Annotated in this window: 12 protein-coding genes; 5 read left to right on the plus strand and 7 right to left on the minus strand. The window is 70.1% G+C overall.

Annotated features, from left to right (window positions below; translation table 11 throughout):
- The 3 genes from I0Q12_RS16595 to I0Q12_RS16605 all read right to left on the minus strand — a co-directional run.
- Window positions 1-512, minus strand: a 512-nt coding sequence (locus I0Q12_RS16595; protein ID WP_197252945.1) for an acyl-CoA thioesterase domain-containing protein, incomplete at its 3' end; no start/stop codon positions are given.
- On the minus strand, window positions 509-1,915 hold the full coding sequence (locus I0Q12_RS16600; protein WP_197252946.1) for an MFS transporter: 1,407 nt from the start codon (window positions 1,913-1,915) through the stop codon (window positions 509-511). The genes I0Q12_RS16600 and I0Q12_RS16595, both read right to left, overlap by 4 nt.
- A 151-nt stretch (window positions 1,916-2,066) precedes the next feature.
- A complete protein-coding gene (locus tag I0Q12_RS16605; protein ID WP_197252957.1) occupies window positions 2,067-2,717 on the minus strand; it encodes a hypothetical protein in 651 nt (216 codons plus the stop codon).
- Between the two features lie 228 nt (window positions 2,718-2,945).
- Between I0Q12_RS16605 and I0Q12_RS16610 the strand changes: the two genes are divergently transcribed.
- Together I0Q12_RS16610 and I0Q12_RS16615 are read left to right on the plus strand one after the other, a co-directional pair.
- Window positions 2,946-4,235 carry an adenylosuccinate synthase gene (locus I0Q12_RS16610; RefSeq protein WP_197252947.1) on the plus strand — a complete coding sequence of 430 codons (1,290 nt, stop codon included), beginning with the start codon at window positions 2,946-2,948 and terminating at the stop codon, window positions 4,233-4,235.
- Window positions 4,236-4,310: 75 nt separating this feature from the next.
- The gene (locus I0Q12_RS16615) at window positions 4,311-6,917 is read left to right on the plus strand and encodes a LuxR C-terminal-related transcriptional regulator (RefSeq protein WP_197252948.1); all 2,607 of its coding nucleotides are present in this window, start codon (window positions 4,311-4,313) and stop codon (window positions 6,915-6,917) included.
- An 18-nt stretch (window positions 6,918-6,935) separates the two neighbouring features.
- Here I0Q12_RS16615 and I0Q12_RS16620 read toward each other — a convergent pair whose 3' ends face one another.
- Window positions 6,936-7,472, minus strand: a complete 537-nt coding sequence (locus I0Q12_RS16620; RefSeq protein WP_231610829.1) for a methylated-DNA--[protein]-cysteine S-methyltransferase — start codon at window positions 7,470-7,472, stop codon at window positions 6,936-6,938.
- Between the two features lie 103 nt (window positions 7,473-7,575).
- Here I0Q12_RS16620 and I0Q12_RS16625 point away from each other — a divergent pair, with 103 nt between their 5' ends.
- Entirely contained in the window at window positions 7,576-9,048 is a 1,473-nt protein-coding gene (locus I0Q12_RS16625; RefSeq protein WP_197252950.1) for a PLP-dependent aminotransferase family protein, read from the plus strand.
- 58 nt (window positions 9,049-9,106) lie between these two features.
- A complete protein-coding gene (locus I0Q12_RS16630; RefSeq protein WP_231610824.1) occupies window positions 9,107-12,637 on the plus strand; it encodes a serine/threonine-protein kinase in 3,531 nt (1,176 codons plus the stop codon).
- 4 nt (window positions 12,638-12,641) lie between these two features.
- Here I0Q12_RS16630 and I0Q12_RS16635 read toward each other — a convergent pair whose 3' ends face one another.
- Window positions 12,642-13,739 carry a CaiB/BaiF CoA-transferase family protein gene (locus I0Q12_RS16635; protein WP_197252952.1) on the minus strand — a complete coding sequence of 366 codons (1,098 nt, stop codon included), beginning with the start codon at window positions 13,737-13,739 and terminating at the stop codon, window positions 12,642-12,644.
- Between the two features lie 76 nt (window positions 13,740-13,815).
- Window positions 13,816-14,196 carry a nuclear transport factor 2 family protein gene (locus tag I0Q12_RS16640; RefSeq protein WP_197252953.1) on the minus strand — a complete coding sequence of 127 codons (381 nt, stop codon included), beginning with the start codon at window positions 14,194-14,196 and terminating at the stop codon, window positions 13,816-13,818.
- 90 nt (window positions 14,197-14,286) lie between these two features.
- Between I0Q12_RS16640 and I0Q12_RS16645 the strand changes: the two genes are divergently transcribed.
- Window positions 14,287-14,667, plus strand: coding sequence for a VOC family protein (locus I0Q12_RS16645; RefSeq protein ID WP_197252954.1), 381 nt, complete (start codon window positions 14,287-14,289; stop codon window positions 14,665-14,667).
- A 19-nt stretch (window positions 14,668-14,686) separates the two neighbouring features.
- On the opposite strand, the gene I0Q12_RS16650 is transcribed toward I0Q12_RS16645, so the two are convergent.
- Window positions 14,687-14,993: hypothetical protein (locus I0Q12_RS16650; protein WP_231610826.1), on the minus strand; the 307-nt coding region annotated here is incomplete at its 5' end.

The following is a 14,993-nucleotide window of genomic DNA, read 5'->3' on the forward strand; positions in this document are numbered from 1 at the left end:
AGCAGCACCGCGGCGCGAACCGCCGGCGGTAACAGCACATCCGGTCGCAGCCGGATCCACACCTCGAAGGTGGGATCCGTGCCGCCCCCGAACGGGCGGGCCGCATTGATCGGGCGGATGTCGAGATACTGCGAGAACGGCACGAAGTCGACCGGGATCTCCAGCACCGGCCGGGTCCACGGATCCACCTCGGGCACCACCGACGGGGACGACCACCGGGTGGGTTCGAGATCCCGCACGAGCCGCACCAGCCCGGTCACCTCACCGTTCCCGAGCGAGGCGCGGGCGCCCGCCGTGCGCCCGGATCGCAGCGACTCGACGTGCACCTCGACCCGTCCGGGCGGCACCGGCGCATAGAAATGGGCGGTGATCGCGGCCGGTACGGCGTCGAGTTCGGCGGCGCTCGCGTGGAGCAGTATCCCGGCGACCAGGCCGCCGTGCAGGCCCCCGAACCCGCGCCACGTGGCGTCGAACGAGGACGGAAGATCGACGGTCAGCGGAGAACTCGTCATCGCACGGGCTCCTGATCGATGGGTGCGGACACGGCAGCGGGAGAAGTGATTCGCAGAGCGGCGACCGCGGTGAGCACGGCAATCGCGGCGACGACCCACCAGGCCCGGTGGAATCCGGCGATGCCGCCGGCCGACAACGCCGTGACGGTCGCCGCGACACCGAGCACGGTGCCGATCTGGCGGGCCGCATTGACCACGGCGCTGCCCGTCGCGGCCTGTGCCGGCGGCAGAACCGCGGTCGCCGCGGCCAGGATGGTGGGCAGCGCCAGGCCCACCCCGGCGCCGGCGAGCAACCAGCCGGGCAGCAACCCGGTCGCATAGTTGGGTTCGACGGTGGCGGTCGCCAAGATCAGCAGCGCGCCGGCGCCCCACAGTGCGCTGCCCGCCGCGGCGATGGTCCCGGGGGAGAGACGCCGGGCGAGAACCTGACCTGCCGCGGCGAAGACCGGGACGAGCAACGGTCCCGGGGCGATCGCGAGTCCGGTGTGCAGCGCCGAGTAGCTCCACACCTGCTGGAGCCACAGAACCGTGGCGAGCAGTCCGCCCGCGAACGTCGCACTGAACGAAACCGCCGCGACATTCGACCATGCGAACCCGGGCACCCGCAGCAGCGCGGGATCGACCAGCGGTGCACGGTGGCTTCGGATGCGCCGGACGAACAACCCGAGGGCAACGACCGCGACGGCCCCGGCGGTGGTGACCCACGACTCGGTCCAGCCCCGTTCCGGACCCTCGACGAGCACGAAGGCCGCCGCGCCGACCCCGGCAGCGAGCAGCGCTGCGCCGGGCAGATCTCCGTCACGGATACCCTCGACGTCCCTCGATTCCGGAACGGTCCGCAACGACCACATCAGTAGCGCGACGCCGATCGGGACATTGACGAGAAACACCCAGCGCCATGAGAGTTCGACGAGAAGCCCGCCCACCACCGGGCCGAGAGCCGCGGCCGCGGCACCGGTCGCGGCCCAGACGCGGACGCCGGCGGCGCGCCGATCCGCGGGCAGTGTGGCGACGAGCAGACCGAGGCTCGCGGGGGTGAGGGCGGCGGCGCCGACCGCCTGCAGCAGCCGGGCCGCGACGAGGAACTCGAGGGTCGGGCTCAGGGCGCACGCTGCGCTGGCGACGGTGAACAACGCCAGCCCGGTCAGGAAACCGCGCTTGCGGCCGATGCGGTCGGCCCAGCGGCCGAGGGGTACGAGCAGAGCGGCATAGACGACGGCGTACCCGCTGAGGACCCAGCTGAGGGCGCCGAGCGACGAATCCGGGAACGAGGACGCGAGCTCACCGAAGGCGATGTTGACGACGAACAGGTCGAGGGATGCGATGAACGGTGCGCCGGCGAGCGCGACGAGGAGGGGAGCGAACCGGGTAGCCGGCCGAACCGCCTGGCTATGTTGTTCCATAGTCAGAAACGTTAGAGTCTGGCTATGCAATTTGCAAGCCAGGTGGGGACGGGGGTGTCCGCGTGCCGCCGGGCCGTCCGGTGGGTCTGCTACGGCAACAAGTTTCGACTACTGCGCAGGGAGGGGATCGAGCCTGCGGCAGGGCGCGTCGTCAGCGCACCAGCAGCCAGTTCTGATCGTGCCGGTAGAACGTGGAGCGCTTCACCGCGCGGGGGTTCGCGACCCCGTCACGTGTCAGCAGGGCGCCGGGAGAGCCGAGTTGCACCGCACGACCCTCGAGCCACCGGTACCCGCCGAACCAGCGCGGCCGGTCGACGGCCGCCCGCAGCCCGGGCATGGTCACGGTCGGCTCGATGCGCAGGCCGGGAACCTCGCCGGAGAACAGGCGTGTGTCGTCGACGTAGGCCTCCCCGACGAGATCGGGGCCTTCCCCCTCGACGAGTGCGCGACCCACCAGGGCGATCCCCGCGTCGTCACGGATCAGCGGGACCGACTTGGCCGTGCCCTGCAGCGCCACCGCGGCCGCCTTCGAACCCGTGCGCAACCCGTAGGCCTCGGTCGCCGGGGTGCGCTTCTCGGGCACGTACGCCAGCTCCACACCGAGGCGGTCGGTGCGCATGAGCCGGGTGAGGGTAGCTGCGAACGCGGCATCGCTGCCCACCACGATCAGGCGGGGATCCTCGACCGCCTCGAGGTGGGCGAACACGTCCTCGAAGTCGTCCTTCTCCGGCAGAGCGGGTGCGGATACTGCGGTCACCGGCGTGAGCGCCAACGGTACGGGTGTTTCACCGCATTTGAGCACTACCGGTGTCAACAGGGCTCCTCGCAACTGATCGGGGTCGGGCAGGTGGCCGGGCGTCGACTCCACTGTAGTGAAGCTTCCAGCGGGGTGTGCGCGGCGTTTCGGTGACGCCGGGCACGAAGGGGAACCGGCCGTCCATTAGACTGACGTCCCGGCTACTGCCCGTGGCGGCAGGACCTGCAGGCGAGAGACCGCCCGCACATCGACACCTGCTTAGGAGACCGCGAGATGCCGGCAATCGTCCTGATCGGCGCCCAGTGGGGCGACGAGGGCAAGGGCAAAGCTACCGATCTACTGGGCGGACGCCTGCAGTGGGTGGTGCGGTACCAGGGCGGCAACAACGCCGGCCACACCGTCGTCCTGCCGAACGGTGACAAGTTCGCGCTCCATCTGATCCCCTCGGGCATCCTCACCCCGGGCGTCACCAACGTGATCGGCAACGGAGTCGTCGTCGATCCGGGCGTGCTGCTCACCGAGCTCGCCGGTCTGGAAGAGCGCGGCGTGGACACCTCCCGCCTGCTGCTGTCCGCCGACGCGCACCTGATCATGCCGTACCACGTGGCCATCGACAAGGTCACCGAACGGTTCCTCGGCGCCAAGAAGATCGGCACCACCGGTCGCGGTATCGGCCCCTGCTACCAGGACAAGATCGCCCGCGTCGGCGTGCGCGTCGCCGACGTCCTGGACGAGAAGATCTTCACCCAGAAGGTCGAGGCGGCCCTCGAGTTCAAGAACCAGGTGCTGGCGAAGATCTACAACCGCAAGGCTCTCGACCCGCAGCAGGTCGTCGACGAGGTGCTCGGCCAGGCCGAAGGGTTCAAGCACCGCATCACCGACACCCGGCTCGAGCTCAACCGGGCGCTCGAACGCGGCGAGACGATCCTGCTCGAGGGTTCGCAGGGCACGTTGCTCGACGTCGACCACGGCACCTACCCGTACGTGACCTCCTCGAACCCCACCTCCGGTGGCGCGGCGGTCGGTTCGGGCATCGGCCCCACCAAGATCACCACGGTGCTCGGCATCCTCAAGGCCTACACGACCCGCGTCGGCTCGGGCCCGTTCCCGACCGAGCTGTTCGACGACCACGGCGCGTACCTGGCCAAGCAGGGCGGCGAGGTCGGTGTCACCACCGGCCGTGCCCGCCGCACCGGCTGGTTCGACGCGGTCATCGCCCGCTACGCGACGCGCGTCAACGGCATCACCGACTACTTCCTCACCAAGCTCGACGTGCTGTCGAGCCTGGACACCATCCCGATCTGCGTCGCCTACGAGGTGGACGGCGTGCGCGTCGACGACATGCCGATGACGCAGACCGACATCCACCACGCCAAGCCGATCTACGAGGAGATGCCGGGCTGGTGGGAGGACATCTCGCAGTGCCGCACCTTCGAGGAGCTGCCGAAGAACGCGCAGAACTACGTGCTGCGGCTCGAAGAGCTGTCCGGTGCACGCATCTCGTGCATCGGTGTCGGACCGGGCCGCGACGAAACCATCGTGCGCCACGACGTGCTGGCCTGACGTCGGTAAACAGTCGGTTTCGTGGTGTTCGCGGAGTTGCTGTAGGCGCCCCCTGCCGGGACTAGACTCCTGGCCATGAGTCAGACTTGGCCGCTGATTCAGCGGCAGGGGGAGTTCGACATCATACTTCGGGCACTCACTGCCGACGCCGGTACGTGTGGGGTGGTGCTGACCGGTGCCGCCGGTGTCGGCAAGACCACTCTCGCGCGGTTCGCGACCGCGTCTCTGCCGGGTGGGGTGCGCTGGGTGGCCGGCACCGAATCCGCGCGCAGTATTCCGCTCGGTGTGTTCGCGCACCTGGTGGGATCGGCCACCTCCCGCGATCCCGTCAATTTCCTTGCCGCCGCCCGCGAAGCGCTGCTCGCGGACGGTACGGGCATCGTCATCGGCGTCGACGACGCGCACCTGCTCGACCAGCTCTCGGCGACCTTCCTGCACCAGCTCGCCATCGACGGGGTCGCCCACATCGTCGCGACCGTCCGCACCGGCGAATCGGTACCGGACGCGGTGACCTCGTTGTGGAAGGACGGCTATCTCGAGCACCTCGAGCTGACGCCGTTCAGCCGCGAGCAGAGCACCCAGTACATCGAATCGGTGCTCGGCGGCACCCTCGAGGAACTCAGCGCCGACCGCATGTGGGAGGCGTCCGGCGGGAACGCCCTGTTCCTGCGGCATCTCGTCGAAGGCGCACTCGAAGCCGGCACCCTCCGCGAGAAGCGCGGTGTCTGGCAGCTCCGCGGGCGCGCGGCGATCACCTCCGAACTCGCCGCCCTGCTCGAGGGCCGCATCGAGCAGCTGCCCGAGGATGTGCTGCGCTGCCTGCAGCTCCTCGCGTTCTGCGAACCCATCGATCTCGACACGCTGGCGTCCATCGCGAGCGAGGACGCCATCGAGGAGGCAGAGAAGCGCGGCCTGATCCGCATCCACGAGGACGGCCCGCAGCTCGAGGTCCGCTACGCGCATCCGTTGTTCAGCGAGGTGATCCGTGCCGGCGTCGGCCGGGCCGCGGCACGCCGCCTGCGCGGCACGCTCGTCGAGGCGCTGCAGTCCTCCGACCTGTCCACCCCGGCCGCGCACATCCGGCTCACCGAACTCGCGCTCGAGAGCGACCGCGCACCCGATATCGAATTGCTGACCTCGGCGGCGCGCAGCTCGATCCGGCTCGCCGACTTCGGTCTCGGTGAGCGTTTCGCGCGTGCCGCGGTGCGTGCCGGGGGCGGCTTCGACGCCGCGCAACTCCTGGCCCGCACGCTGCTGTGGCTCGGCCGGTGCGACGAGGCCGAAACGCTGCTGGCCGGATTCGACCCGGACGACCTCGACCCGGCACAGTTGTTGCGGTGGGGCATGCCCCGCGTCGCCAACCTGTTCTTCGGCAAGGGGGACGTCGCGACGGCCGAGCAGGTCCTCGCAATGCTCCGGGAGCGCGTGGAGCATCCCGCGCTGGCACTGGCGGTGCGCGCGCTGACGGCGACCTGCGCGGTCTCACGGAACCGGCTCGAGGAAGGACTCGCCGAGGCGGAAGCGGTCATGGCCGAACCGGATCTGCTGCCCTGGGCCGTCGAATTCGCCACCTACGCGCAACTATGGGGATACGGGGTGGCCGGGCGCAGCTCGGACGCGTGCGCGGCCGCGGCGCGCAACGACACCATCGCCGACAAGGTCGACGGACTGTTCCGGTACATGCCCGCGGTGGCGTCGGTCAATGCCCAGCTCTTCGCGGGCGAGCTGGAGGCCGCGGAACGCCGGGCCCGCAAGTTCCTCGACAGCGCAAGCAGTCTCGAATATCTCGCGTGGGGGCAGGCCAGTGTCGTGGTCGCCCTCGTCGAACTGGCGCGCGGGAAGGTCGCCGATGCGGCGCGCCGCCTCGAGCAGGCGATCGCGGCGCTGAGCGTCGGCCCGCCGACGAACGCGATCGCGTGGGTGTTCCCCGCATACGCACCACTGGTCGTGGCGTATTCGCTGCTGGGCCGCACCGGCGATGCCGAGGCGATGCTCGAGATCGCGGACCGTCGCAACAGCCCGCTGCTGCTCAACGCGGTGCAGCACGAGCTCGCTCGCGCCTGGCTCTACGCGGCCCGCGGCGAACTGTCCCGCGCGCTCGCCACCGCCCGCTCGGTCTCCGAAAAAGCCGCTGCCAGTGGACAGTACGGTGTCGAGGCCATGGCGTTGTACATCGCGATGCGATTCGGCGACACCACCACCGCACCGCGGCTCGCCGAACTGGCCGAGATCTGCGACGGACGCCTGGTGCCCCTCGCCGCCGCGCAGGCCGCGGCGGTCGCGGCGGCGGACCACCGCAAACTCGTCGAGATCGCAGGCGAATACGAGTCCATCGGGATTCCGATCGATGCCGCCGACGCCTACGCCCAGGCGGCGCAGGCGGCGATGGCCGCGGGCCGCCGGAACGAGGCGCTCGATGCCGCGGCCGCCGCGAACACCATCGCCGAGAAGTGCGACCACGTGACCACACCCGCGATTCTCGATGCGGCACAGCCGCTTCCGCTCACCAAGCGGGAACGGGAGATCGCGACGATGGTGGCGACCGGGCTCAGCAACCAGGAGATCGCCGATCGGCTGTTCCTGTCGGTGCGCACCGTCGAAGGGCACATCTACCGGGCCTGCACGAAACTCGGCGTCTCCGACCGTGCGCAACTGGGAGAGGCGCTGCGCAAGCGGCACTGAGCAGCAGGCGGGGGATCGTCAGAACAGGGTCGGGTCGTCGAATCCCGGTGTGTGTTCGAGGGCGAGGAGTTCGCGCTTGGTGACGATGCTGCCCGGCGCCGAGAACCCGCCGATGGCTCCCCCGGCCGCGAGAACCCGATGGCACGGCACGACGATCGGAACCGGATTGCGGCCCAGTGCCTGGCCGACGGCCTGGGCCCCGCCGGGTCGTCCGAGTGCCGCGGCCACCTCGCCGTAGGTCGCTGTCGAACCCGGATCGAGGGATCGCGTGTATTCGTAGACAGCGCAGTCGAATTCGGAGACGTCGCGATAGTCCACGGGCACCCACCGCAGATCGTCGGCGGCTCCGGCCAGATGTGCCGTCACCGCCTCGACGATCGGCGCGATCGCCGGCGGCAGGGAATTCTCGACGGCGGTGGGGAAGCGGCGCCGCACCTCGTCGCGGGTCGGTTCCGGTGCGGGTTCGGGCAGTTGGATCCCGACGACGCCGGTCGCCGACCAGACGATCGCGCACGTGCCGATCGCGGTGTCGAACAACGCGAACGACGTGTGCAGGGGCTCTCGGGTCTCGGTGGTGCCGGGTTCGGTCACCGCCCCAGTATGAACTGGACCTCCGACAGATGGCCACTGGTGACGACTGGACTGACATACTGGACCGGTGATGATTCGCGCGATCGGCGCAGGCTCCCTGGCGCGGGACCTGGGCAACTGGCAGGACACGGACGACGCGCGCCCCGCGTACCGGGCGCTCGCCGACGGCATCCGTCTGCTCGTGCACGACGGCCGCGAGTTCCCGTTCGCTGGGCAGCGCGACGCCGAGCGGCACGCGGCCGTGCTGTCGCTGAGCCGGACCACCATCACCTCCGCGTACACCGTCCTGCGAGAGCAGGGATACCTCCACAGCCGGCAGGGTGCCCGCAGCGTCGTCGCGAAACCGGCCGACGCATCGCGTCCGGTGGGGAACCGGGACCGAACCGCCGCACCCGTCGGCGACGTGGTCGACCTGAGCGACGCGTCGATGCCGGCGCCGGGACCGGAGATCGAAACCGCCTACGCGGCGGCGCTGCGGGCGATGCCCGCCTACCTGACCGGCCACGGGGTCGAACCGATCGGCATCCCGAGCCTGCGAGAGGTCATCGCGCAGCGCTACGCCGAGAGCGGTCTCCCCACCACCGTCGACCAGATCATGGTCACGACGGGGGCCCAGCACGCGCTGCGACTGCTGCTCGGGGTGCTCACCGATCCCGGCGACCGCGTCGTCGTCGACCACCCCACCTACCCGAACGCGCTCGAGGCGATCCGGCGGCACGGCGCCCGCCCGATCCCGGTGCCGGTACGGCCGGAAGGCGGCGCCGACGGCGGCTGGGACCCCGACGGACTGCGTAGCGCCGCCCGCCAGACCGCGGCGCGCATGGCCTATCTGATCCCCGACTTCCACAACCCGACCGGGCTGTGCCTGGGGGAGGACGGTCGCGCCGAACTCGCCCGCATCGCCCGCGAGACCCGCATGACCGTGGTCGTCGACGAGACGATGGTGGATCTGTGGCTCGACGCGCCCCCACCCCCGTCGGTGGCGTCCTACGCGCAGGCTCTCGGCCACGGCGAGTCGGTCGTGACCATCGGCTCGACCGGCAAGTCGCTGTGGGGTGGTCTGCGGGTCGGCTGGATCCGAGCCGACCGCGACCTGATCACCCGGCTCACCGGCGCCAGAACGGCAGTGGACCTCGGTACCCCGGTCATGGAGCAACTGGCCGCGGCGCACCTGCTCGCCGACGTCGACGACCTGCTCGCCGGGCGCCGCGCCCGGCTGCGGGATCAGCGGGCGGTGATGCTCGAGGAACTCGGGGCACGCCTGCCGGGGTGGGAGTGCTCGGTGGGGCGAGGCGGCATGTCGTTGTGGGTGCGCATGCCCGAGCCGGTGTCGACGGCATTGGCCGCGATCGCCCCGAACCACGGGGCGCTGCTCGTCGCCGGCCCGAGATTCGGGGTGCAGGGCGCGTTCGAGCGGTTCGTGCGCCTGCCGTACACGCGGGAGTCCGACGATCTGCGCCGTGGGGTCGCGGCGGTCGCAGAGGCCTACCGCGCGCTCGCGATCGGCCGTGACCTCACCGAACCCCGCCTGGTGGTCTGATCGTCGCGGGTTCGGGAGCGGACCGTGGCCCGCATGTCGTTCGCTGACGTTATCCTCGATGACAACGGGAAGAATTGAGCATCGGCACTGCGAACGAGATTCGAGGGCGACCGTGTCCGGGCCGGATCCGCTGTCCACGCAGCGCGACGTCGGAGCCGACGTCGCATCGGAACTCGCCCTTGCCGGATTCGTGGACGCGTACGAAATCGGCCGTGGCGGTTTCGGAATCGTGTATCGCTGTCACGAGGTCGCGCTCGACCGGACGGTCGCGGTCAAGGTTCTGACCTCGCACCTCGCGCCGGACAATCTGGAACGCTTCCTCCGCGAGCAGCGCGCCATGGGCCGCCTGTCCGGGCATCCGCACATCGTCAACGTGATGCAGGTCGGGACCACCGTGTCCGGTCGGCCGTACCTGGTGATGCAGTACCACCGCCGGGATTCGCTGGACGCCCGGATCCGCCGCACCGGCCCGGTCGGGTGGGAGGAGACCCTGCACCTGGGGGTCGCGCTGGCCGGGGCGCTCGAGACCGCCCACCGGCTCGGCATCCTGCACCGCGACGTCAAGCCCGCGAACATCATGCTCACCGAGTTCGGGGAACCGCAGCTCACCGACTTCGGGATCGCGCGGATCCGCGGCGGATTCGAGACGGTGACCGGCGAGATCACCGGGTCGCCGGCGTTCACCGCACCCGAGGTGCTGGCCGGGCACACACCGACACCGGCGTCGGATGTCTACAGCCTCGCCGCGACACTGTTCTGCGCGCTCACCGGGCACGCCGCATTCGAACGCCGCAGCGGCGAGAAGATCGTCACCCAGTTCGTGCGGGTGAGCACCGAACCCATCCCGGATCTGCGCGAGGAGGGTGTGCCCGACGCCCTCTGCGCGGCGATCGAGCAGGCCATGTCGGCCGATCCGCGGGACCGGCCCGCGACCGCCGCGGAATTCGGTGAGCAACTGCGCGAAATCCAGGCACAGCAGGGCCTGGTCGTCGACGAGTTGTCGATCGCCGGTGCCTCCGACCATGCGCACGAGCCGCTGGTGTCCGGGAGCACAACCGGGACGAGTGGACGCAGCGTCCGGCGCACCGGAGCGGCCTCCCGGGTCACCACCCCGCCGGCCCCGGCCACCCGATTCCGCCCGCCGGTGCCGACCCGCCGGCTCGTGGCCCGGCGCAGACTGCTCGCTCTGCTCGGCGGCGAACGCCGTCGGCGCCTGATCGCCGTGCACGCGCCACCGGGCTTCGGCAAGACGATGCTGGCGTTGCAGTGGCGCTACGTGCTCGACAACAGCGGCGTCCCGGTCGCGTGGCTGAACGTCGATCGGGACGACAACAACGTCGTGTGGTTCCTCACGCACCTCGTCGAAGCGTTCCGTCAGGTCCGCCCGGAACTGGTCGGGGACCTCACGCAGACCCTCGCCGAACACGGCGACGAGGCCGAGAGGTATGTGCTCACCTCGCTGATCGACAGGATCCACGCGGCCGGGGAACGAGTCGTGATCATCCTCGACGACTGGCACCGCGTCACCGACCGGGCGACCGTCGCGGCGATGGGGTTCCTGCTGGACAACTGCTGCCGCCATCTGCAGGTGATGGTCGTCGGACGGACCCGGGCGGGACTTCCGATGAGCCGGATGCGGGTGCGTGAGGACCTCATCGAAATCGATTTCCACGAACTGCGTTTCAGCGTCCAGGAGGCTCGCGAATTCCTCGTGGACCAGTGCTGCCTGGCACTCGACGACGAACGCGTGGCGGCGCTGACCGCGGCGACGGACGGCTGGCCGGCGGCGCTGCAGCTGGCCTCGATGTCGCTGTGCGGGCTCGACGACCCGGACGACTTCATCACCCATCTGTCCGGCCGTCACCGCGACATCGGCGAGTTCCTCACCGAGAACGTCCTGGCCTCGCTGGAACCGGAACTCGTCGACTTCCTGCTCACCGCGGCCGTCACCGAACGCACCTGCGGAAGCCTCGCGTCCGCACTCAGCGGGCACGAGCGCGGGCAGGCGATGCTCGAGGAGATCGAGGAACGCGACCTGTTCCTGCACCGCGTGGACCAGGAGGGGAGGTGGTTCCAGTTCCAGCCGTTGTTCGCCGAGTTCCTGCGCCAGCGTCTCGAACGGGATCATCCCGAGCAGTTGCTGCAATTGCATCGCAGCGCTTCACAGTGGTGCGAGAAACACGACATGCTCATCGAGGCCGTCGACCATGCGCTGGCGACGGGTGACGACGAGCGCGCCGTCGACCTCGTCGAACGCAACGGCCGCCGGCTTCTCGAAAACGGCCGGGGATCGGTTCTGCTCGGTCTCGTCGAGAAGCTGCCCATGGCGGAAGTGACGCGTCGGCCCCGACTGCAACTGGCGATCGCGTGGGCGAACGTCGTCACCCACCGCCCGCAGCCGGGACTGCGGGCACTCGGTCTCGTCGAGAGCGGAATGGCGTCCGGTGCCGTCACGGGCGAGGAAGCCGCGGACATGGTCGTGGAGGTGGAGGTGATCCGCGGTCTCATCGACGTGCGCGCCGATCGGAGCGGGCGCAGCGCCGACATCGTCGAACACTGCCTGGCCCGGGCCGAGACCCTCCCGTCCGTGGTGGTCTCGACCGGACTGAACACCGCCACGTTCGACGCCGTGTACCGCGGGGAATTCGACGAAGCACGTCGCCTGCAGGAACTCGCGCGGCCGTATCACGAACTCAACGCCGGACCGTACAACCTGATGCACGGGCACACCCTGCTCGGTCTCGCCGCATTCGAACAGCTCGACGTCGACACCGCCGCCGAGCACTTCCGGGACGCCCTGGCCCTGTCGCGGCGCGTCGGCGGCCGGCACTCGTCGGCGGCTCTGCTCGCGGGATCGGTTCGCGGTGAGTTCCTGTACGAGAGAGGCGAACTCGACGAGGCGGCGCGACTGCTCGACGACGGTTACGCGCTCGGTGCCGAAGGCGGCGTCGTCGACTTCAAGATCGCCCGGTTCGTCGTCGGCGCGCGCATCGCCGCGGTACGCGGCAACCGCGACATCGCGGCCGAACGGTTGCGCGACGGCGCCGACGCGGCCGCGAGCATGCACCTCGACCGGCTGGCCGCGGCCGTCGAGAACGAACGCATCCGGTTGGACCTGTCGCCGGTGCGCCGGCCGCGACCGGTCGCGCGGTACGGGTCCGACCGACCCGAAAGCGGAACCGCCCTGCTGACGGCGCAGATCGACGACGCGACCGCGATCCGGCTCCTGCTGTCCGACCCCACCGCCGAGCACACCGACCTCGCCTGCCGGTGGGCCTCGGAGTGGGTGCAGAGGTGGCGGGACGGCGCGTGGCCCCGGAGAACCCTGCTCGCCGAACGGCTCCTGGTGGCGTGCCTCGCCGCGGCGGGGCGCGACGACGAGGCCGCCGACCTGCTCGTGACGGTGGCCGACGTCGCCGCGCGCGCGGGACTGGCCCGCCTCCTACCGGACGGCGGCCCGTACGTGATCGAGGTGACGCGGCGCGTCCTCGACGACATCCGTGCCGACCGGGCACGCCCGGGATGGCCCGCCGTGCCGGCCTCGTTCCTCGAGGCAGCGGTCACGGCGGGGTCCGTACATCGGGTCTAGCGACTCAGGTCCAGACGGTGTCGATGTCGGTGGCCTCACCGGCCGGCGGAATGGGCGCACCCGCAGGCGTGCGCGAGAAGCGCGGCGCCGGCGCGTGCTGCGTGACCCCGTCGAGTTCGATGAGCGAGCCGCGGGCGGCGATGTGCTCGTTGTTCGGTGCCTCGGCCCAGGTCAGGACCGGGGACACACAGGCATCGGTGCCCAGGAAGATCTCCGACCACTCGTCGCGGGTCTTGGTGAGGAACGTCTCGGTGAACAGCTTCTTCATCTCGGGCCAGGCCGACCGGTCGAGCTGCTGCGGCAGGTTCGCCGCATCGAGTCCGAGGCCCTGCAGCAGCAACGCGTAGAACTGCGGCTCGATCGCCCCGACCGCCATGTACTTGCCGTCCGAGGTCTCGTACACGTCGTAGAACGGTGCGCCGGTGTCGAGCAGGTTCGTGCCCCGCTCGTCCGACCACACGCCGCGGCCGCGGAACGCCCACATCATGTGCGAGAGCGCGAGCGCGCCGTCGACCATCGCCGCGTCGACGACCTGCCCCTTGCCGGACGTCTGCCGCTCGACGAGCGCGGAGAGGATGCCGAAGATCAGGAACATCGAACCGCCACCGAAGTCGCCGACCATGTTCAGCGGCGGCACCGGACGCTCACCCTCGCGACCGATCGCGTGCAGCACACCGGTGAGCGAGATGTAGTTGATGTCGTGACCGGCGGCGTTGGCCAGAGGGCCTTCCTGACCCCAGCCGGTCATGCGGCCGTAGACCAGACGCGGGTTGCGGGCCAGCGCGACGTCGGGGCCGAGACCCATGCGCTCGGTGACGCCGGGACGGAATCCCTCGATCAGGACGTCGGCGCGCTCGATGAGCCCGAGCACCTTCTCGACCTGCTCGGGATCCTTGAGGTTGGCCTCGACGACCGTACGGCCGCGCTGGATCTGGTCGCGGTGACCGGCGGGCGGGATCAGTCCGGGACGCTGGACGCACACGACGTCGGCGCCGAGATCGGCGAGCAGGGTCGCGGCGTGCGGACCCGGGCCGAGACCGGCGAACTCGACGACGCGGATACCCGCGAGCGGACCCTTCTTCTCAACAGCTTCAGCGGACACTCGGCGAACCTCACTCGGGACGTTGGGACCTGTCTCCGGTGAGGTTACCTTTAGCGATCGTTAGATGTGCCGGGGGTCACCCTTCGTACAGGTCGGCCTCGCCGAGTCGGGTCGCTTCGAGTGCGTGCTCGAGCGTCGGGTGCCGGTAGACCGAGACCACCTGGTCGTCGACCACCCGGAAGGCCAGTGCCTCCTCGACTGCTTCGTCCGGTGCGGACGCCCACGTCGCGGTCTCCTCGACGACGACGATGCCGCCGTGCACGTACATCCGGCCCGGGGTGAGCGTCACGCCGGCCGTCGTCGCCCATTCCCGGAGCTCGTCCAGGCCCTGATCCTCGTCGTCGTCGTCCGTCGGCAGGACGATGTCGTCGCTGGACAGTTCCAGCAGTGTCTCGACGTCGTTGTCGTTCACGGCGTCGTGCCAGGCGAGGACGGTGGCGATCTCCGAGGTGCTCATAACCGCAGATGCTAGTCAGTGGCAGGGGGCGGCGGGTGAATGTCGTGATTCGGTTGCCGGTGCCGGAGGCGGGGGAGCACAGTGGATTGCATGACGATCAGCGGCCAACTCGTGGGTTTCGTGCCGAGCACCGATCTCGATGTCTCGGAAATGTTCTATGTCGACACGCTCGGATTCCGGAAGATCGCCCGCGACCACTTCGCCCTCGTGCTCGACGGTGGCGGCGGCACGCCGGTGCGGGTGACGCTGGTGCAGTCCCGGGCCGACACCGGTTACACGGTGCTGGGCTGGCAGGTCGCCGACATCAACGCCTCCGTCGAGGCGTTGCGGGACAAGGGCGTCGACCTCGTCCGATACAAAGGTATGGATCAGGACGACCACGACGTCTGGACGGCCCCGGACGGCATGCGGGTCGCCTGGTTCCGCGACCCGCACGGCAACGTGCTGTCGTTGACGCAGCCGCCGGCCTGACCGGCACGGTCGCGGCGGGTCACCCGCCGAGGAAACTGCCCCACACGAATCCGGCGAGCAGGACCGAGAACCCGCCCATCTCGCCGACGATGAGTGCGGTCATCGCGACGGTCGTGGTCCGGTCCGGACGCTCGAACTGGTTGGTGGTGTCGCGCAGTGCACCGTGCACGATGTAGCTGCCGATCGCGGTCACGAAGAACGCCACCAGCACTCCGGCGGCGACCAGGTTCACCGCCGTCGGCCACGCGCTCGACTCGACGAACACCGCGGTGAGCAGCGTCGCGAACGAGTACAGCAACGCCGAACGGTGTGCGATGTCGACGTAC

It is taken from the genome of Rhodococcus sp. CX, from assembly GCF_015865005.1.
Lineage (GTDB): Bacteria > Actinomycetota > Actinomycetes > Mycobacteriales > Mycobacteriaceae > Rhodococcus.